Raw genomic sequence first — 19,797 nt, 5'->3', positions numbered from 1 at the left:
CCAGCTCCAACAGAGCTCGCGCCAGCTGTGGGAGCGGGGCTTGCCCGCGATGCAGCCACCGCGAACTCACTGACACCCCACCGACGCCATCGCAGGCAAGCCAGCTCCAACAGAGCCCGCGTAACCTGTAGGAGCGGGTCTTGCCCGCGATGCAAACGCCGCGAACTCACGGACACCCCACCGACGCCATCGCAGGCGAGCCTGCTCCAACAGAGCCCGCGCCAGCTGTAGGAGCGGGTCTTGCCCGCGATGCAGGCGCCGCGGACTCACTGACACCCCACCGACGCCATCGCAGGCAAGCCAGCTCCAACAGAGCTCGCGCCAGCTGTGGGAGCGGGTCTTGCCCGCGATGCAGGCGCCGCGAACTCACTGACACCCCACCGACGCCATCGCAGGCGAGCCTGCTCCAACAGAGCCCGCGCCAGCTGTGGAAACGGGTCTTGCCCGCGATGCAGCCACCGCGAACTCACGGACACCCCACCGACGCCATCGCAGGCAAGCCAGCTCCAACAGACCCCGCGCCAGCTGTAGGAGCGGGTCTTGCCCGCGATGCAGGCGCCGCGGACTCGCAGGCACCCCACCGACGCCATCGCAGGCAAGCCAGCTCCAACAGAGCCCGCGCAGCCTGTAGGAGCCGGGCTTGCCCGCGATGCAGGCGCCGCGGACTCGCAGGCACCCCACCGACGCCATCGCAGGCGAGCCTGCTCCAACAGACCCCCGCGTAACCTGTAGGAGCCGGGCTTGCCCGCGACGCAGGCGCCGCGAACTCGCAGGCACCCCACCGACGCCATCGCAGGCGAGCCTGCTCCAACAGAGCCCGCGCCAGCTGTGGAAACGGGTCTTGCCCGCGATGCAGCCACCGCGAACTCACGGACACCCCACCGACGCCATCGCAGGCAAGTCAGTTCCAACAGAGCCCGCGCCAGCTGTGGGAGCGGGTCTTGCCCGCGATGCAGGCGCCGCGGACTCGCAGGCACCCCACCGACGTCATCGCAGGCAAGCCAGCTCCAACAGACCCCCGCGTAACCTGTAGGAGCCGGGCTTGCCCGCGATGCAGGCGCCGCGAACTCACGGGCACCCCACCGACACCATCGCAGGCAAGCCAGCTCCAACAGAGCCCGCGCCAGCTGTAGGAGCGGGTCTTGCCCGCGATGCAGCCACCGCGAACTCACGGACACCCCACCGACGCCATCGCAGGCAAGTCAGTTCCAACAGAGCCCGCGCCAGCTGTAGGAGCGGGTCTTGCCCGCGATGCAGCCACCGCGAACTCACGGACACCCCACCGACGCCATCGCAGGCAAGCCAGCTCCAACAGACCCCGCGTAACCTGTAGGAGCCGGGCTTGCCCGCGATGCAGACTCCGCGAAGGCTCTGACACCCCGCCGAAGCCCCGGCATCCCACAGCAAGCTCGGCCGGTTTTCCGTTGAATCAGGCTACGTCTGTGTGCGCCTCAAAACTGTCAGCCCGGGCCATGCGCCACATACGCTGGTAGAACTCGCCGCTGACTTCGCCTGTCAGCAGTTCACCAGGCTTGAGGAACACGTGCAGTTGCGAGAACAGTTTGATTTCGGTCGCTGACATGCGTCGTACCAGGTGTTTGGCCTGCAGCTGTGAGGGGTGATCCAGGCCCGCCGCCGCGAGCATTTCGGCCAGGGCCTTGAGGGTGTTGCGGTGGAAGTGAAACACCCGCTGGGCTTTGTCGGGTACCACCAAGGCGCGCTGGCGCAGTGGGTCCTGGGTTGCGACACCGGTTGGACACTTGTTGGTGTGGCAGCTTTGCGACTGGATGCAGCCGATGGCGAACATGAAGCCGCGCGCCGAGTTGGCCCAGTCGGCACCAATGGCCAGGACACTGGCAATGTCGAAGGCACTGACGATTTTGCCGCTGGCCCCCAGTTTGATTTTGTCGCGCAGGTTCAGGCCGACCAGTGTGTTGTGTACGAACAGCAGGCCTTCACGCATCGGCACGCCGATATGGTCGGTGAACTCCACGGGCGCCGCACCCGTGCCGCCTTCTTTGCCGTCGATGACGATAAAGTCCGGGAGAATGCCGGTTTCCAGCATGGCCTTGGCAATACCCATGAATTCCCAGGGGTGGCCCAGGCAGAATTTGAAGCCTACCGGCTTGCCGCCGGAGAGTTCGCGCAATTGGGCAATGAACTGCATCAGCTCGATTGGGGTCGAGAAGGCGCTGTGTCGTGACGGTGAGATGCAGTCTTCGCCCATGGCTACGCCACGGGTTTCGGCGATTTCACGGGTGACCTTGTGCTTGGGCAGGATGCCGCCATGGCCGGGCTTGGCCCCTTGGCTCATCTTGATTTCGATCATCCGTATTTGCGGGTTGCGCGCCTGTTCGGCGAAGCGCTCAGGGTCGAAGCGACCCTCCGCCGTGCGGCAACCGAAGTAGCCGCTGCCCAGTTCCCAGGTCAGGTCGCCGCCATGCTCGCGGTGGTAAGGGCTGATGCTGCCCTCGCCAGTATCGTGGGCGAAGTTGCCGAGTTTGGCGCCCTGGTTCAGCGCACGAATGGCATTGGCGCTGAGTGCGCCAAAGCTCATGGCCGAGATGTTGAACACCGAGGCTGAATACGGCTGTGTGCATTGCGGGCCGCCAACCATGACCCGAAAGCTGTTCGGGTCGCTCAGTGGCGCCGGGCGCATGGAGTGGCCAATGAACTCAAAGCCCGATTGGTAGACATCGATCAGCGTGCCAAAGGGCTTGTCCGAGGCCTCGTTCTTGGCTCGGGCATAAACCAGTGAGCGCTGCGCGCGCGAGAAGGGCAGGGCATCACTGTCAGCTTCCAGCAGGTACTGGCGGATTTCCGGTCGAATACCTTCGACCAGGTAGCGGATGTTGCCCAAAATCGGGTAATTGCGCCTGACGGCGTGGCGACTCTGAAGCAAATCAACCAGGCCAATCAGGCTAAGTACGCCTGTGGTCAGGGTGAAGGGCCAAAGCCAGTCGTTTTCAAGAAACGGCAGGCTGGCGAGGGTGAACAGTACACAACAGACAAAAAAGGCGTAGCGACTGAGAAGTGACAGGCTCATACAGGGTCCTTGCGATGGCTCGGTCAGGCTCAGGGCCTGGGCAATCCTGGACCATAGCCCGGTTCAGGATTCAAACGCCAGCCCAGGGTCTCCCGGTGAGGTCTGTGTTCAGAGATCTTGCGTGTATCATTGCGCGTTCTCCGTGAAGAGCCGACCATGACCAAGATCATTCGCATTGCCGCTGCCCTGTTGATCGACCCGCAGGGTCAAACCCTTCTTGTGCGCAAGCGTGGTACGCAGGCGTTCATGCAGCCAGGCGGCAAGATTGAAGCCCATGAGCAACCTGTCGATGCCCTGGCCCGTGAGCTGCACGAGGAACTGGGCTTGCAGATCGACCCCTTGAAAGCAGGCTACCTTGGCGTATTCAGCGCGCCAGCGGCCAACGAGCCGGGGTTTGAGGTGCAGGCGGAGCTGTTCCAGGTTCATACCGACGCCAGTGTCGAGCCCGCAGCAGAGATCGAGGAGGCCGTCTGGGTCGATGCAAACGCGACCCTGAACCTTGAACTGGCCCCCTTGACCCGAGACTGGATTCTGCCGCTCTACAGAACGTTGACGCACGCTCCAGCCTGATCCTTCAACGCACCGCGCTGACGCCGTCGAGCGTGGAGAAGGAGGTGTCCTTGGCGGTCAGCAGGAAGTCGCGCATGTACGGGGCGTCGAGCATATCGGTACGTACCGCCGCGTACAGCGTGGCGAACAGGCCTTTCTCGCCCAGACGCTTGCCCTTCACATAACCACGTGAGCTGTACTCGTGCAGCGCCCAATGTGGCATGCCGCAGACGCCGCGGCCGCTCGCGACCAACTGCATCATCATCACCGTCAGCTCCGCGGTACGCACCTGTGCGGGCTCGATGTCGGCCGGCTCCAGGAAACGGGTGAAGATATCCAGGCGGTCGCGCTCCACCGGGTAGGTAATCAGGGTTTCGCTGGACAGGTCTTCGGGTACGACATAGCTCTTGCCCGCCAGAGGGTGCTGATTGGCGACGGCCAGCATGGCCTCGTAAGTGAACAGCGGAACATAGGTGATCCCGGCCAACTCCAGTGGGTCGGAGGTCACCACCAGGTCCAGGTCACCACGTGCCAGTGCGGGCAGCGGTGCAAAGGCGAAACCCGAGGCCAGGTCAAGTTCGACCTCCGGCCAGGCATCGCGGAACTGGTCGATGGTCGGCATCAGCCACTGAAAGCAGCTGTGGCATTCGATGGCCATATGCAGGCGCCCTGCAGTACCGCCGGCCAAACGCGCAATATCGCGCTCAGCGCTGCGCAGCAAGGGCAGGGTGGCGTCGGCCAACTGCAGCAGGCGCAGGCCGGCACTGGTGAAGCGCAGGGGTTTGGTCTTGCGCATGAACAGTTGCATACCCAGGCGCTCTTCCAGCTCCTTGAATTGATGCGACAGCGCCGATTGGGTCAGGTGCAGGCGTTCTGCTGCCTCTACCAGGCTGTCGGCCTCGCGCAAGGCGTGCAGGGTTTTCAGGTGACGAATTTCAAGCACCGGAAGGCTCCATGAGTAAACTTTGAGATGAACACGAATTTATTGAGTTTGTCTCAAGTTGCCTCGGCTGTCGACAATAGCGTCATCTTTTACAGGGAGCACGTTTTGTCATGGCACTGGCCCACAACCTTGGTTTTCCGCGCATCGGCGCTGACCGTGAATTGAAAAAAGCCCTGGAGGCCTATTGGAAGGGCGACCTGGATCAGGCAGGGCTGTTGGCGGTAGGCCGTGAGTTGCGCGCACGCCATTGGCAGGTTCAGAAAGAGGCGGGTATCGAACTGCTACCGGTCGGTGACTTCGCCTGGTACGACCAGGTACTGGCGCACTCGGTAGCCTTCGGCGCCATTCCTGAGCGCTTTGCCGCGACCAGGGGCGATGACGGTCTGCCAACCCTCGATACCGTGTTTGCCATGGCGCGTGGTGCAACGACCTGCTGCGGTAGTTCGCAGGGGCAAGCCCAGTACGCTCAGGAACTGACCAAGTGGTTCGATACCAATTATCACTACCTGGTGCCGGAGTTCAGTGCCGATCAGCGTTTCCTGCTCAGTTGGGAACAATTGTTCGATGAGGTCGCTGAAGCGCAAGCGCTGGGCCATGCAGTCAAGCCGGTGCTGATCGGCCCACTGACCTACTTGTGGCTTGGCAAGGCCAAGGGCGAGGGCTTCGACAAGCTCGACCTGCTTGAGCGACTGCTGCCCGTGTACGGTGAGATTCTCAGCCGCCTGGCTCGGCAAGGCGTGGAGTGGGTGCAGATCGATGAGCCAATCCTGTGCCTGGATCTGCCGCAGGCGTGGAAGAGTGCCTTTGAGCGGGCTTATCACATTCTTCAGTATTCCCCTCTGAAAAAGCTGGTTGCGACGTACTTTGGGGCCCTGGAGGACAACCTGGGGCTGGCCGTCAGCCTGCCGGTGGATGGCCTGCATGTCGACCTGGTACGTGCGCCGGAGCAACTCCCGGCAGTGCTTGATCGTCTGCCGAGCTACAAGGTGCTGTCGTTGGGCGTGGTCAATGGCCGTAACGTCTGGCGTTGCGACCTGGACCAGGCGCTGGAGCAACTGCAGCAGGCGCGTCAGCGCTTTGGCAGCAACCTCTGGGTCGCCGGCTCCTGCTCACTGTTGCACAGCCCGGTGGACCTGGCGCGTGAGGACAAGCTCGATGCCGAACTGAAAGGCTGGCTGGCTTTTGCCGTGCAGAAATGCAGTGAGATTTCTGTATTGGCCAAGGCGCTGAACAACCTGCAGGACGCTGACGTGCAGGCCGCCTTGAGCAGCAGCCGCGCGGTAAAACACAGCCGGGCGCAATCGTCACGTATTCACAAGCCGCAGGTTCAGGCGCGGGTTGCTGCGGTGAGTGCTCGCGACAGTCAGCGTCAGTCACCTTTCGCCCAGCGTATCGAAGCGCAGCGGCAGCGATTGAAGTTGCCTGCCTTCCCGACCACCACCATTGGCTCGTTCCCGCAGACGTCGGCGATTCGTCTGGCACGTCAGGCCTATAAGCAAGGCAAGCTGTCGGCCAGCGACTACACCGATGCCATGCACAGTGAAATTCGTCATGCGGTAAAGGTGCAAGAGCGCCTGGGGCTGGATGTGCTGGTGCATGGTGAAGCCGAACGTAACGACATGGTCGAGTATTTTGCCGAGCAACTGGATGGCTATGTATTCACCCGTTTCGGCTGGGTGCAGAGCTATGGTTCGCGTTGCGTCAAACCAGCGATCATTTATGGCGACCTGAGCCGGCCGCAAGCCATGACGGTGGCCTGGATCGCGTACGCTCAGCGTCAGACCGACAAGGTCATGAAAGGCATGCTGACAGGCCCGGTCACGATGTTGATGTGGTCCTTCCCGCGTGAAGATGTCTCGCGCAAGGTTCAGGCGCAGCAACTGGCGTTGGCGATTCGTGATGAAGTGCAGGATCTGGAAAAGGCCGGCATCAAGATCGTTCAGATCGACGAGGCGGCTTTCCGTGAAGGTTTGCCATTGCGCCAGGCTCAATGGCAGGGCTATCTGGACTGGGCGGTGGAGGCCTTCCGGCTGTGTTCCAGCGGGGTGCGTGACGATACCCAGATTCATACCCACATGTGCTACAGCGAGTTCAATGATGTGATTGAGGCGATTGCGGCAATGGACGCCGATGTCATCACCATTGAGACATCGCGCTCGGACATGGAGCTGTTGGAGGCCTTTGAAGCGTTCGACTACCCCAATGACATTGGCCCCGGTGTCTATGACATTCACTCACCACGGGTGCCGGACACCGCCGAGATGGTCAAGCTCATCAGCAAGGCCGCCACGCGTATTCCGGCCGAGCGCCTCTGGGTGAACCCGGATTGCGGCCTGAAGACGCGTGCCTGGCCGGAGACCGAAGCAGCCTTGGTTAACATGGTGGCGGCGGCACGGCAGTTACGCAGCCAGCTTGCATAAGGCAAGGGGCCTGCGGCGTTCGCCGCAGGTCTGACCATTTGGCGATTGTCATGAAACGGTCACTGTTTTGTGGCAGCGCGCCCGAATGAAAGTCATCAGACTCGCGCTCTACTGGGGATTTGCATTCTGGTGTTTCTGTCATGCGGGCATTTTTCTTTTTTGTCGCACTGCTGTGCGGTGCACCTGCGTTCGCCGCGTCACGCTGTGACGTCAACGTGCCAACTGAGCGGGTCGAACTGGCGCAGGTCAGCCTGGCTTATCAAAGTATTGGGCGTCGCTCCGACCCTGCGCTGTTGTTGGTCATGGGCCTGGGCGGGCAACTTATCCATTGGCCGGATGAGGTGGTGGCTGCGCTGTGCGAGCAAGGCTTTCGGGTCATTCGCTACGACAACCGCGACGTTGGGTTGTCGGCCTGGAATCAACCACCGGTCGGCGCCAACCTGACCTACGAAGTACTGCGCTACAAACTCGGGCTGCCGGTGTCGGCGCCTTATACCCTGACGGACATGGCCGAAGATGGCCTGGGGTTGATGGACGCGTTGCAGGTCAGGCGCTTTCATGTTCTGGGTGTGAGCATGGGCGGGATGATCGCTCAACACCTGGCTGACCTCGCGCCGCAGCGGGTAGAAAGCCTGACGCTGATCATGTCCAGTTCCGGCGCTTCCGGGTTGCCTGCGCCGAACCCGGCACTGGTGGAGCAACTGGCTCGGCGTGGAGCACCGAACCGGGATGCAGCCATTGAGCAGCAAGCTGACCTGCTTGCCGCCTTGGGCAGCCCGCAGGTGATGGACGACCGGCAGGTGTTGTTGCAACAGGCCGCGGCATCCTACGACCGTGCGTTCAACCCTGATGGGGTCAAGCGGCAGATCATGGCAATCCTAGCCGAACCCAGCCGTGTCGAACTGCTCAACCGTTTGCGGCTGCCGGTACTGGTGGTGCATGGCACGGCTGATCCGCTGTTGCCGGTGATGCATGGTGTGCACCTGGCCGCGCATATTCAGGGCAGCCAGTTACGCTTGATTCCCGGCTTGGCGCACCGCTTTCAGGAGCCGTTCAAGGCGCCTTTGCTTGAGGCCGTGTTGCCTTACCTGCGTCAGCATCGCGAAGACCTCAGCCACTGGGCTCAGCTTTAGTGAAAGCGTACCCAGACGCTTACCAGTACCGTTGCAGCGATCAGCCAGGCGACAGCGGCCAGGGCCAGTGAGGCTTCAAGGCGCAGGCGGTCTACCAGCAGGTAGAGTGCGGCGAGGTAGACGAAGTAGGGGATGATCGACCACATGCCAAACAGGATGGTGGTCTTCAGATCGTCCACGGAGCGGCCCTTGCCGACAATGTAGTGGGCGATCAGGGCGAAGGTGGGGAACAGCGGGACGAGCCCGGCGATGTAGTAGTTGCGGGTTTTGGCCAGGGCCGCGAGTATCACCACGACAGCAGCGCCGAGGCAGGCTTTGAGTAGCAGGTCCACGTTGATTCTCTATCCAGTGGCATCACGCCCGGGCATCAGGCCAGGCCGTATTTCTTGACCTTGTCGAACAGCGTGGTTTTGGCCATGCCCAATTCCTGGCTGGCCTGGCTGAGGTTGCCACCGGTGCGTTGCAGGGCGTCGCTGAGCAGGTTGCGTTCAAAGGCTTCGACAGCTTCGGAAAAACCCAGGCCCTGTGCAGGGCTGGAACCGGCTTTCTTGAAGGCCGGCAGGCCCAAGGCATAGCGCTCTGCAACGTTGCGCAGTTCGCGGACATTGCCCGGCCAATCGTGCGCCATCAGGCGTGACAGGGTCTGGCTGTCGAGCGCTGGTACTTCGCGATCAAAGCGCAATGATGCCAGCAGCAGGAAGTGCTCGAACAACTGCAGGATGTCTTCACGGCGCTCGCGCAGCGGTGGGAGTTCCAGCGTCACCACGTTCAAGCGGTAGTACAGGTCGCTGCGGAACTGGCCGGATTGGCCGAGGGCGTCGAGGTCGGCTTTGGTGGCGGCAATTACCCGGCAGTCGACCGCGATGCTCTGGTTCGAGCCCAAGCGCTCCAGGGTGCGTTCCTGAAGGACTCGCAGCAGTTTGATCTGCAGGTTGATCGGCATGCTTTCGACTTCATCGAGGAACAGCGTTCCACCATTGGCGTGTTCGATCTTGCCGATCCGGCGTTTGCCGGCCCCGGTGAAGGCATTGGCCTCATGGCCGAAGATTTCGCTTTCAAACAGGTTCTCTGGCAGGCCACCGCAATTGAGTGCAACGAACGGTTGACCCTGGCGTCGGCTGAAGTCGTGCAGGCAGCGCGCCACCAATTCCTTGCCGGTACCTGTTTCACCTTCGATCAGCACGTTGGCCGAGGTGTCGGCGACGTTGGCAATCAGCTCACGCAGCTCCTGCATGGCCGGCGAGCGGCCGATGATCCGGCCTTCCAGGGTGCTTTGCTCGGCCAACTGACGACGCAGGGCAAACACTTCGCGGGCCAGGCCACGCTGTTCGAGGGCGCGACGCACCACGTCGACCAAACGTTCTGGCGAGAAGGGCTTTTCCATGAAGTCATAGGCGCCATTGCGCATGGCGCCCACCGCCATATTGATGTCGCCGTGACCTGTGATCAGTACCACCGGCAGGCTAGGGTCGCGGGCTTTGAGTCGACTGAGCAACTCCAGGCCGTCGATGCCAGGCAGGCGAATGTCACTGACGACGATTCCCGCGAAGTCATCGCCGATCCGCTGCAGTGCTTCTTCAGCGCTGCCGACACCCTCACTGGCGATGTCCTCCAGTGCCAATGCCTGCTGGCAGCCGAGCAACACATGCGGGTCATCTTCGACGATCAGGACGGTAAGTGGCGCTTGGTTCATAAGGACTCGGCAGGTTCTGAGGCGGCGGACACCAGGGGCAGGCTGAGGATGAACGCGGTACCGCCACTGGCGGGATGTTCGACACTCAGGCTGCCGCCGGCAGCGGCGGCAAGGCTGGCGGACAAGGTCAGGCCCAGGCCCAGGCCGTGCTCTCCGGGTTTGGTGGTGAAAAAGGGTTCAAACAGGTGCTTACGCGTTTCATCGTCAATGCCATGACCATTATCGCGTACACGCAGACGGTACTTGTCATTCAGCAGTTCGCCTTCCAGCCATAGCTGTGGTTGGGGCTGCGCGGCCATGGCATCGAGGGCGTTGCCGATCAGGTTGACCAGAATTTGCTCCAGCCGCGTCTGGTCGATGGCCAGTTGCTGATCGTCGAACGCGTTGTGCACCTGCAACTGGCTGCTCGCGATACGGTTGCCGAGTACCTGCAGGCTGGCCTCCACCGCTTTGCTCAAGGAGGCTTGGCCGCCGTCATCACCACGTCGTGCAAATGAGCGCAGGCTGGCGGTGATGCGGCCCATGCGATCAATCAGGTCGTTCATGGTCAGCAGGTTGGTACTGGCCGTTTCCAGCGCACCGCGTTCGAGGAAGCGAACGGTGTTGCCGGACAGTGTGCGTAATGCTGCCAGCGGCTGGTTGAGTTCATGAGCGATGCTGGTAGACATCTGGCCGATGGCCGCCAACTTGCCAGCCTGAACCAGTTCGTCCTGAGCATGGCGCAGTGTCTGCTCGGCATGGCGCCGTTCACGGATCTGGCCCTTGAGGCGTTCATTACTGGCGCGCAGATCGGCTGTTCTTTCGGCGATCTTGCGCTCCAGTTGGCTATTGGCTTCTTCCAGGGCTTCTCTGGCGGCCAAGCGCGTGGCGATCACTTTACGCCGCTCGTTCCAGGCAATCAGGAGGATGGCCAGCAGTGCGAAAGCCACGGCCGCCAGTACCCCCTGAACGATGGACTCGCGGCGCAGGTCCTGCAGTGGTGTCAGCAGGGTAAAGTGCCAGGGGGTATCACTCAGGCGGCGAGTCTGGGCCAGGTAGGCGACTTCATGGTGGCTGTCACCGAGCTCGGCATTGGCCGGGAAACTCAGCTTCTCCACGCCGTCGCCCAGTTTCTCGCGCGACAGCGGCTGCAGTTCGTTGAGTGGCCACCAGTAGTATTGCAGGCTACGCGCGAGGCGCTCCTTGGTTTCCGGTGTCAGTGGTCGTACTGACTTCAGACGCCGTGCAGGGTCGCTGGAGAGGATGATGATGCCATTCTCATCGCTGACGAAGGCTTCCAGACGTGCCCGTTGCCAGCGTTCTTCGAGGGCTTCAAGGCGCACCTTGATGACTGCAACGCCAATGATCTTGCCATGCTCTTCCAGGCCGTGTGCCAGGTAATAGCCGGGTTCGCCCGTGGTGCTGCCAATGCCATAGAAACGTCCAGGCTGGCCGCGCACGGCATCCTGGAAGTAGGCACGGAAGGACAGGTCTTCGCCCAGGTAGCTGTCGACATCGCGCCAGTTGCTCGTGGCCTGTACCCGGCCGCTGGTGTCCAGGACATAGATCGCCCGGCTGCGGCTGCGTCGGTTCAGGCCCTCGAGGTATTCATTGACGGCCTGGCGATGTCCGCCATCCGTTTCGTTCAGCAGGCTTGAGACACTCTGCTCCAACTCCAGCAAGCTTGGCAGGTAGGTGTACTTGCTGATTTCGCTCTCGACCGCTCGCGCATGCAGCTCAAGCTGGCGTTCGCCTGTTTCGCTCAAGGTGCGTATGCCGTTGTGTTCGCTGATCAGAAAGCCGGCCACGCCCAGGCCGATCATCAGCAGGAGGATCAGTGGCGGCAGAAACAGGTGACGGATCAGACGGGGTTTCACGGCAAGTGCAGGCTTGGCTGGGCGAAAGAGCGTAGGGTCGCATTTCATCACAGTGGCCTTGGTACGACCAGCGCCGCCTGCCCGGCGAACACCGGACAGGCGGCAGTGGTGCATTAGTGTTGCAGGATCTTGCTGAGGAAGTGCTGTGTACGCTCATGGCGCGCATCGGTATTACCGAAGAACTCCTCTTTCTGGCAGTCTTCGATGATCCGGCCCTGGTCCATGAAAATCACTCGGTTGGCGACCTTGCGAGCGAACCCCATTTCGTGGGTAACGCACATCATGGTCATGCCTTCGTGTGCCAGCTCAACCATGACGTCCAGTACTTCGTTGACCATCTCAGGGTCCAGTGCCGAAGTCGGTTCGTCGAACAGCATGACGATCGGGTCCATCGACAGCGCGCGGGCAATTGCCACACGCTGCTGTTGACCACCTGAGAGTTGCCCCGGGTGCTTTTTCGCATGGGCACTGAGGCCAACGCGGTCCAGCAAGGCCAGGCCTTTCTTGGTCGCTTCGGCTTCACTGCGGCCCAGCACCTTGCGCTGGGCAATGGTCAGGTTCTCGGTGATGGTCAAGTGGGGGAACAGCTCGAAATGCTGGAACACCATGCCCACTCGCGAACGCAGTTTCGGCAGGTTGGTCTTCGGATCGGCAATCGAGGTGCCGTCGACAATGATGTCGCCTTTCTGGAACGGCTCCAGTGCGTTGACGCATTTGATCAGGGTCGATTTACCCGAGCCCGACGGGCCGCAGACCACGACCACTTCGCCTTTTTTGACTTCGGTGCTGCAGTCGGTCAGTACCTGGAAGTCGCCGTACCACTTGTTGACGTTCTTGATAGAGATCATACGGTTAACCTTTTCTGCAGACGCTTGACCAGGAAGGAGGCGGAGAAGCTGATAACGAAGTACACGGCACCGGCGAACAACAGAAACTCGTTGGATTGCCCGATGATGTCGCCGCTGGCACGTGCGGAGTTGAGGAAATCTACCAGGCCGACGGTGTAGACCAGCGAGGTGTCTTGAAACAGGATAATGCTCTGCTGCAGCAGCAGTGGGGTCATCTTGCGAAAGGCCTGAGGCAGGATGATCAGGCGCATGGTTTGACCGTAGGTCATGCCCAGTGCCTGCGCAGCACCCATCTGGCCTTTGGCGATCGACTGCACACCAGCACGGACGATCTCACAGAAGTACGCCGCCTCGAACATCATGAACGCGATCAGGCACGAGGTGAACGCCCCGACGGGTGTGTCTTCGCCGGTAATCCAGCGCAGCACGAACGGTACCGCCAGGTAGAACCAGGTGATGACCAGCAGCAGCGGAATGGAGCGGAAGTAGTTGACGTAGGCACCCGCGAGATTGGCCAGCAGCTTGTTGGAGGACAAGCGCATCAGCGCCAGCACGGTACCCAGGGCAATACCGCCAATGACCCCCAGGACCATGAGTTGCAGGGTCATCAGCATGCCGTTCCAGAGGGCCGGCAGGGCGGGAATGATTCCACTGAAGTCCATCATTTACCTCCCACGGAGATCAGGCCAGGCACGGCGACTTTCTTCTCGATCAGACGCATGAGCAGCATCAGGCTCATGTTCAGGGTGAAGTAGATCAGGGTGGCCAGGGTGAAGGCTTCAAACAGGTTTGCGGAGAACTCGGCGGTCTGCTTGGTCTGTGCCAGCAATTCCATCAGGCCGATCAGCGAGGCCACCGAGGAGTTCTTGAACACGTTCAGGAATTCCGAGGTGAGCGGCGGAATGATGATCCGATACGCTTGCGGCAGCAGTACGTTCCAGTAGATCTGCGGCAGGCTGAAGCCCATGGCGCGCGCGGCGGACTCCTGGCCTCGTGGCAGCGCCTGGATGCCGGTACGGACTTGCTCGCAGACCCGTGCAGCCGTAAACAGACCCAGGCAGATCACCACGCTGATGAAGGCCGAGGTGGTCGGATTGAGGTCTTGCTTGTACCACTCTTGCAGGCCTTCGGGCAGCATGTCCGGTATCAGGAAGTACCATATGAACAGCTGCACCAGCAGCGGTACGTTACGAAAAAGTTCCACGTAGGCCGTGGCAATACCCGATACCAGACGGTTCGGGACGGTGCGCATGACGCCGAGTACCGAACCCAGCAACAGCGCAATGACCCAGGCGGCGGCGGCAATGCCGACGGTCCAGCCTAGCCCGGAGATGAACCAGTCGAGATAGATCTCGCTGCCTACGCCGGTGGACTTGAAAAAAACGCCCCAGTCCCAGTTGTAATTCATCGGGGTCTCCCCTCAGATCAGTTGTTTCACGGGCACCTTCGAGCATCCGAGTGCGCACAGGGCGCCCTCGGATGAAAGGTTAGTCACTGCCTGGGATCAGGACTTCTTTTCGTCTGCAGCTTTGTCAGTGGGGTTGGCGATCAGCGCCTTGAGCTCGTCGCTCATCGGGAACATCAGGTTCAGGCCTTTTGGCGGAATTGGCTGCTGGAACCATTTATCGTAGATCTTGTTGATCTCGCCTGATTTGTAGAGTGCAACGATCGCGTCATCGACGGCTTTCTTGAAGGGCGCATCGCCTTTGCGCACCATGCAACCGTAGATCTCATAGGACTGCGGGGTGCCGGTCACTTCCCAGTCGGTTGGCTTCTTGGCCTTGGCCATTTCGCCAGCGAGCAGGGCGTCATCCATCATGAAGGCAACGGCACGACCGGACTCGAGCATCTGGAAGGACTCACCGTGGTCCTTGGCCGAGATGACGTTCATCTTCATCTGCTTATCGGCGTTCATCGCCTTGAGAATGCGCTCGGAGGTGGTGCCGGCGGTGGTGACCACGTTCTTGCCGGCCAGGTCCGGGAAGTCCTTGTACTTGGAATCCTTTTTCGTCAGCAGGCGGGTGCCGATCTCGAAGATGCCGACCGAGAAGTCGACCTGTTGCTGGCGTTCGACGTTGTTGGTGGTCGAACCGCACTCGACGTCCACTGTGCCGTTCTGCACTAGCGGAATACGGGTTTGCGAGGTCACCAGGTTGTATTTGACCTGAAGGTTTGGTGCGTCCAGGTCCTTCTTGAGGGCCTCGACGATTGCCAGCTGGATGTCGTGTGCATAACCGACCGGTTTGCCCGATGCGTCAGCGATGTAGGAGAACGGAATGGAAGCGTCGCGGTGCCCCAGGGTAATGGTGCCCGATTCCTTGATTTTCTTCAGCGTGCCGGTCAGATCGGCGGCAAATACTGGCGTGCTGATCAAAGCGGCCGCGATAGCGGCGCCCAACAGGTGGGGAACGATACGCATCAAAATTTCCTCGACGTTGTTTTTTTTATGGAGCCTTTGCTGGGCTCATTCGTTCAGCGAACACTGCAATCAAGCGGTTTGCGCATTCGGGTACTGAGTGTAGAGCATGAGTCGTGCCAAGCCCCGGAATCTATTGTAACGCTATGATTTTATTGAATATTAATTTGATTTTTCGGTTTTTGATGGCGCTTATTCGTACGGCTTGCCGAACATCGTCATGTGGCGCGTTCGGAAGGCCGAACGCTTTTAGGGTGGCAAACGTGCGTGTGCAGGTGTTGATTTCCAGAGGGCGGGGTTGTTGAGAGCGGTTGATCCCGCAAACGGCGGGCGCCCGGAAACATTGCCTGCTGCTCCCGGTAATGCCGAGAAAGCAGTATGACCTTGCTGGCAACGGAGCCAGAGAACTTACAAGGAGTGCATCATGAGCACAGCAATGAAGCAGTATTTCGTTGAATCCAGCAACGGCGGTGATGATGACGACGAAGATGCCGAGCATGGGCACGGCTGGCGCAAGGCTTGACCTGAGTCGGGCGAACGTAACCGTTTAGGTTCGTCTCATCCGGGCGAAAAGTTCCGCTCAGGCTTAGTGCCGTTTGGTTCGGCACATGAGCGTGAGCGGGCCTCTCGGAAATCCGATACCAGATTCTGGTGTCGGATTTTTTATGCGCTGTCACCTGTGAGTCAAACGGCTCAGGCCGCTTCGGACTTGCTGCGGTTCAGTGCGACGCGGAGCAGGTACTGCTTTAGTTTCTCTTGCTCGGCTGGGCTGGTGAACAGCCCAAGCTTGGTTCGCCGCCAGAGAATATCCTCGGCGCTGGTAGCCCACTCTTCGCTGCACAGGTAATCCACCTCGCGGGCGAACAATCCCCCACCCATGGCTTCGCCCAGGTCTTCGGGACCCTGGACGCCTTCGAGCAGGCGCCAGACGCGGCTGCCGTAGGTCAATGCCCAGCGTTGAGCGATGGCACCTGGCAGCCAGTCGTATCGGGCCTGGATGCTCTCGCTCAGCGCCTTGGGTGTGCTCATGTCTTCGCCGCCTGGCAGTGGGGCGGTGGCAGTCCAACTGCCTTTCATCTGCGTGAAGAATGGCGCCAGCTCACGCATGGCCGACTCGGCGAGCTTGCGGTAAGTGGTCAGTTTGCCGCCAAACACCGACAACAAAGGCGCTTGTTCAGCCTCGGCTGAAAGGGACAGGGTGTAATCGCGCGTGATGGCCGATGGATTGTCCGACTCGTCATTGCACAGCGGACGAACACCAGAGTAACTGTTGACGATATCGGCACGGCTTAACGGGTGTTTGAAGTGGTCATTGACCACCTTGAGCATGTAGTCGGTTTCCGCCTCGGTGATGACCACCTTGTCGGGATCGCCATTGTACTCGCGGTCTGTCGTGCCAATCAGGGTGAAGCGCTCCAGATACGGAATGGCAAACACAATGCGCTGGTCTTCATTCTGCAGGATGTAGGCGTGCTCGCCTTCGTAAAGCTTCGGCACAATCAGGTGGCTGCCTTGGATCAGGCGAATCCCGTAGGAGGTATCGAGCTTCAGGTCATCCTTGATGAACGTTGCAACCCAAGGGCCTGCGGCATTGACCAGTGCCCTGGCCTGGATCGTCTGTTGGGTGCCGTCGGCACGCTCGATTTGTACACGCCACAGGCCGTTGACGCGATGAGCGCCGAGGCAGCGGGTATGGGTCAGGATGTGTGCGCCGTTTTCCCGGGCCGCCATGGCGTTGAGTACCACCAGGCGGGCGTCGTCTACTGCACAGTCGGCATACTCGAAACCACGGGTGATCACCGGCTTCAGCGGGCTACCCGGGCCGAAGCGCAGGCTACGCGATGCACCGAGGCGTTTGCGTTTACCCAGGTGGTCGTAGAGGAACAGGCCCGCGCGAATCATCCAGGCTGGGCGCAGGTGAGGGCGGTGAGGCAGTACGAAGCGCATCGGCTTGACGATGTGCGGGGCCTTGGCCAGCAGTACTTCGCGTTCTGCCAATGCTTCGCGTACCAAGCGAAACTCATAATGCTCCAGATAGCGCAGGCCACCATGGATCAACTTGCTGCTGGCAGACGAGGTATGGCTGGCCAGGTCGTCTTTTTCGCAAAGCAACACGGACAGCCCGCGCCCTGCTGCATCTGCGGCAATCCCTGCGCCATTGATACCGCCGCCGATCACGGCGATGTCATAGGTTTCATCGAGGGTAGTGGGCGCTTGGCGGGAGAGGGACACGGGCGGCTCCTGAATTTGAATGTGAACATTGATGTTCATTTTCGAAAATATTAGCGCAATGGCATAGCCGCCGCTAGCCGGACTTGATAGAAAATGCTGATCTATAGGTCTAAATGAAAAATAACGAACATGATGGGCGGCTGTCGCTGGCGGCAGCCGTGAGGGGAGGGGCTAGACGACTTCCAGGCGGATCTTCTGCTGGTTGAGCAACTGAGTCAGTGCGGCGACGGGCTGCTGATCGGTGACCAGGCAGTCCACCAGGCTGATTGATCCCAGGCGTACCATCGCGTTGCGCCCGAACTTGCTGGAGTCGGCGGCCAGGATGACCTGCCGTGCATTGGCAATGATGGCCTGGGATACACGCACTTCCTGGTAGTCGAAGTCCAACAGGCTGCCATCTTCATCGATGCCGCTGATGCCGACCAGGGCGAAGTCGACCTTGAACTGGTTGATGAAGTCGACACTGGCTTGGCCGACCACACCGCCGTCGCGGCGTACGTTGCCACCGGCCAGCAGCACTTCGAAATCGTCTTTTGCACTCAGGATCGAGGCCACGTGAAGGTTATTGGTGATTATTTTCAGGTGGTTGTGATTGAGCAGCGCGCGCGCAATGGACTCGGTGGTGGTACCAATGTTGATGAATAGCGACGCATGGTCGGGAATTTGCGCTGCGACAGCTTCGGCGATGCGTTGTTTTTCGTCGCGCATCTGATCGGCGCGCATCGCGTAGGCGGTGTTTTCGATGCTGGAGTCGTAGGCGGCGCCGCCATGGTAACGGCGCAGCAGGTTGACTTCGGCCAGTTGATTGATGTCCCGCCGAATGGTTTGCGGCGTCACGACGAACAGTTGGGCCATTTCCTCGATGCTGACATAGCCGCGTTCGCGGACCAGTTCGAGGATTTGCTGCTGACGAGGAGGCAGGTTCATGGGCTGTCCTTTGGGCGGCCGGGCAAATTTCTCCATGATGCCGGAGGAAATCTCCTACGACCAGCCCGGAGGATGGCACAACGCCTTGCATTGACCTGCGGCCTTGGCGCCGGCAAAGCCGACGCCCAGCGTTTTCGCGCTGCCTTCAAGGGGCACTGCGGTGGTTTCAGTTCTCGTCGTGCGGTTCCCAGTCACGGGTGCGGTCTACGGCTTTCAGCCAGCCGGCATACAGTTTTTCTTTCTGCACTTCATCCAGTTGCGGGGTGAACGTGCGTTCGATGATCGCTTTGCCGCGCAGTTCGTCCAGGCTACTCCAGAAGCCGCATGCCAGGCCGGCGAGGTAAGCAGCACCGAGGGCGGTGGTTTCGCGCATCTGTGGGCGCTCAACGCAGGTGCCGAGAATATCGGCCTGGAATTGCATCAGGAAGTTGTTGGCGACTGCACCGCCATCGACGCGAAGGGCGCTCAGGCGTTCGCCGCAATCCTGTTGCATGGCGTCGAGTACGTCCCGGGTCTGGTAGGCAATCGACTCCAGGGCCGCTCGGATAATGTGGTCAACCTTGACCCCTCGGGTCAGGCCGAACAGCGCGCCGCGGGCATAGGGGTCCCAGTAAGGGGCGCCAAGGCCGGTGAACGCTGGCACCAGGTAGACCCCGTTGCTGTCCTTGACCTTGCTGGCGAAGTACTCGGTGTCGTGGGCGTCATTGATGATTTTCAGTTCGTCACGCAGCCACTGTACGGTGGAGCCACCGTTGAATACGGCGCCTTCCAGGGCGTAAGCCACTTCGCCGCGAGGGCCGCAGGCGATGGTGGTGAGCAGGCCGTGAGACGACGTGACGGCCTTTGTTCCGGTGTTCATCAGCAGAAAGCAGCCGGTGCCATAGGTGTTTTTTGCCTGCCCGGCGTCCACGCACATCTGGCCGAACAGTGCGGCCTGCTGGTCGCCGGCGATGCCCGCAATGGCGATACCGCTTTTGGTGTGCCCGTATACCTCGGAGGAGGCGCGAACCTCAGGCAGCATTTGGCGAGGAATGCCCAGGACTTGCAGCATCTTCTCGTCCCACGTCAGGGTGTGGATGTTGAAGAGCAGGGTGCGCGAGGCGTTGGTGTAGTCGGTGACGTGAACCTTGCCGCCAGAGAACTTCCAGATCAGCCAGGTATCGATTGTGCCGAACAACAGTTCGCCTTTTTCAGCGCGTTCACGGGCGCCCTCGACGTTGTCGAGAATCCATTTGAGCTTGGTGCCGGAAAAGTAGGGGTCGGTCACCAGGCCTGTGGTTTCGCGAATGTAGTCCTGCAGGCCATCGCGCTTGAGCTGTTCGCAAATTTCGGTGCTGCGTCGGCACTGCCAGACGATGGCGTTGTAGATCGGTCGACCGGTTTCCTTGTCCCAGACCACGGTGGTTTCGCGCTGGTTGGTGATGCCGATGGCCGCCACTTGATCATGGCTCAGGCCTGCCTGGGCCAGCGCCTCGACCATGGTTGCGCTCTGGGTGGCGAAGATCTCCATGGGGTCGTGCTCGACCCAGCCAGCCTGAGGGTAGTGCTGTGCGAACTCGCGCTGCGAGGTGCCGACCACGTTGGCGTCCCGGTCGAAAATGATGGCCCGCGAACTGGTCGTGCCCTGGTCCAGGGCAATGATGTAGTTCTTGTTATGGGTGTCTGTCATGTCGTTGGCCTTGCACTAAATAAGGTGGAGTCAGGGTAGGGCGGGCGTTGGCCCGCTGGCCCGGC

General features: G+C 60.7%; 15 protein-coding genes. 3 read left to right on the top strand and 12 right to left on the bottom strand.

Annotation, left to right across the window (positions count from 1 at the left end):
- Positions 1-1,429 precede the first annotated feature (1,429 nt).
- Complete coding sequence (locus UIA24_RS14770; protein WP_330523166.1) at positions 1,430-3,046, bottom strand: FMN-binding glutamate synthase family protein; 1,617 nt, start codon at positions 3,044-3,046, stop codon at positions 1,430-1,432.
- 156 nt (positions 3,047-3,202) lie between these two features.
- Here UIA24_RS14770 and UIA24_RS14765 point away from each other — a divergent pair, with 156 nt between their 5' ends.
- Positions 3,203-3,616 carry an NUDIX hydrolase gene (locus UIA24_RS14765; RefSeq protein WP_102053766.1) on the top strand — a complete coding sequence of 138 codons (414 nt, stop codon included), beginning with the start codon at positions 3,203-3,205 and terminating at the stop codon, positions 3,614-3,616.
- Positions 3,617-3,620: 4 nt separating this feature from the next.
- Here UIA24_RS14765 and metR read toward each other — a convergent pair whose 3' ends face one another.
- Positions 3,621-4,538, bottom strand: coding sequence for a transcriptional regulator MetR (gene metR, locus UIA24_RS14760; RefSeq protein WP_065759335.1), 918 nt, complete (start codon positions 4,536-4,538; stop codon positions 3,621-3,623).
- A gap of 110 nt (positions 4,539-4,648) precedes the next feature.
- On the opposite strand from metR, the gene metE reads away from it, so the two are divergent.
- A complete protein-coding gene (gene metE / locus UIA24_RS14755; RefSeq protein ID WP_102053767.1) occupies positions 4,649-6,958 on the top strand; it encodes a 5-methyltetrahydropteroyltriglutamate--homocysteine S-methyltransferase in 2,310 nt (769 codons plus the stop codon).
- A gap of 140 nt (positions 6,959-7,098) precedes the next feature.
- Entirely contained in the window at positions 7,099-8,091 is a 993-nt protein-coding gene (locus UIA24_RS14750) for an alpha/beta fold hydrolase (RefSeq protein ID WP_330523165.1), read from the top strand.
- Here the strand turns inward: UIA24_RS14750 and UIA24_RS14745 are convergent.
- From UIA24_RS14745 to glpK, 10 genes are all read right to left on the bottom strand, one after another.
- Positions 8,088-8,423, bottom strand: a complete 336-nt coding sequence (locus tag UIA24_RS14745) for a GlpM family protein (RefSeq protein WP_065759332.1) — start codon at positions 8,421-8,423, stop codon at positions 8,088-8,090. The genes UIA24_RS14750 and UIA24_RS14745 overlap by 4 nt on opposite strands.
- A 35-nt stretch (positions 8,424-8,458) precedes the next feature.
- Positions 8,459-9,784, bottom strand: coding sequence for a sigma-54-dependent transcriptional regulator (locus UIA24_RS14740; RefSeq protein WP_330523164.1), 1,326 nt, complete (start codon positions 9,782-9,784; stop codon positions 8,459-8,461).
- The gene (locus tag UIA24_RS14735) at positions 9,781-11,688 is read right to left on the bottom strand and encodes a sensor histidine kinase (RefSeq protein WP_330523163.1); all 1,908 of its coding nucleotides are present in this window, start codon (positions 11,686-11,688) and stop codon (positions 9,781-9,783) included. Before UIA24_RS14735 ends, UIA24_RS14740 begins: the two co-directional genes overlap by 4 nt.
- A gap of 65 nt (positions 11,689-11,753) precedes the next feature.
- Positions 11,754-12,488: an amino acid ABC transporter ATP-binding protein gene (locus UIA24_RS14730; RefSeq protein WP_102053771.1), complete on the bottom strand. Its 735-nt coding sequence runs from the start codon at positions 12,486-12,488 to the stop codon at positions 11,754-11,756.
- The gene (locus tag UIA24_RS14725) at positions 12,485-13,153 is read right to left on the bottom strand and encodes an amino acid ABC transporter permease (protein ID WP_102053772.1); all 669 of its coding nucleotides are present in this window, start codon (positions 13,151-13,153) and stop codon (positions 12,485-12,487) included. Before UIA24_RS14725 ends, UIA24_RS14730 begins: the two co-directional genes overlap by 4 nt.
- Positions 13,150-13,896, bottom strand: a complete 747-nt coding sequence (locus UIA24_RS14720) for an amino acid ABC transporter permease (RefSeq protein ID WP_102053773.1) — start codon at positions 13,894-13,896, stop codon at positions 13,150-13,152. The genes UIA24_RS14725 and UIA24_RS14720 overlap by 4 nt, the downstream gene beginning before the upstream one ends.
- Before the next feature lie 96 nt (positions 13,897-13,992).
- Positions 13,993-14,907 (bottom strand): glutamate/aspartate ABC transporter substrate-binding protein, encoded by a 915-nt coding sequence (locus tag UIA24_RS14715; RefSeq protein WP_065759327.1) that lies wholly within the window; start codon positions 14,905-14,907, stop codon positions 13,993-13,995.
- A gap of 690 nt (positions 14,908-15,597) precedes the next feature.
- Positions 15,598-17,175 (bottom strand): glycerol-3-phosphate dehydrogenase, encoded by a 1,578-nt coding sequence (gene glpD / locus UIA24_RS14710; RefSeq protein WP_442963035.1) that lies wholly within the window; start codon positions 17,173-17,175, stop codon positions 15,598-15,600.
- Between the two features lie 132 nt (positions 17,176-17,307).
- On the bottom strand, positions 17,308-18,063 hold the full coding sequence (gene glpR / locus UIA24_RS14705; protein WP_099775620.1) for a DNA-binding transcriptional repressor GlpR: 756 nt from the start codon (positions 18,061-18,063) through the stop codon (positions 17,308-17,310).
- A gap of 166 nt (positions 18,064-18,229) precedes the next feature.
- Positions 18,230-19,732, bottom strand: coding sequence for a glycerol kinase GlpK (gene glpK / locus UIA24_RS14700; protein ID WP_330523161.1), 1,503 nt, complete (start codon positions 19,730-19,732; stop codon positions 18,230-18,232).
- Positions 19,733-19,797 lie beyond the last annotated feature (65 nt).

It is taken from the genome of Pseudomonas sp. AL 58 (assembly GCF_036348395.1).
Classification (GTDB): domain Bacteria; phylum Pseudomonadota; class Gammaproteobacteria; order Pseudomonadales; family Pseudomonadaceae; genus Aquipseudomonas; species Aquipseudomonas defluvii.
Note: the sequence above shows the minus strand (reverse complement) of the source record. Positions and strands in the feature narration are given on the sequence as shown.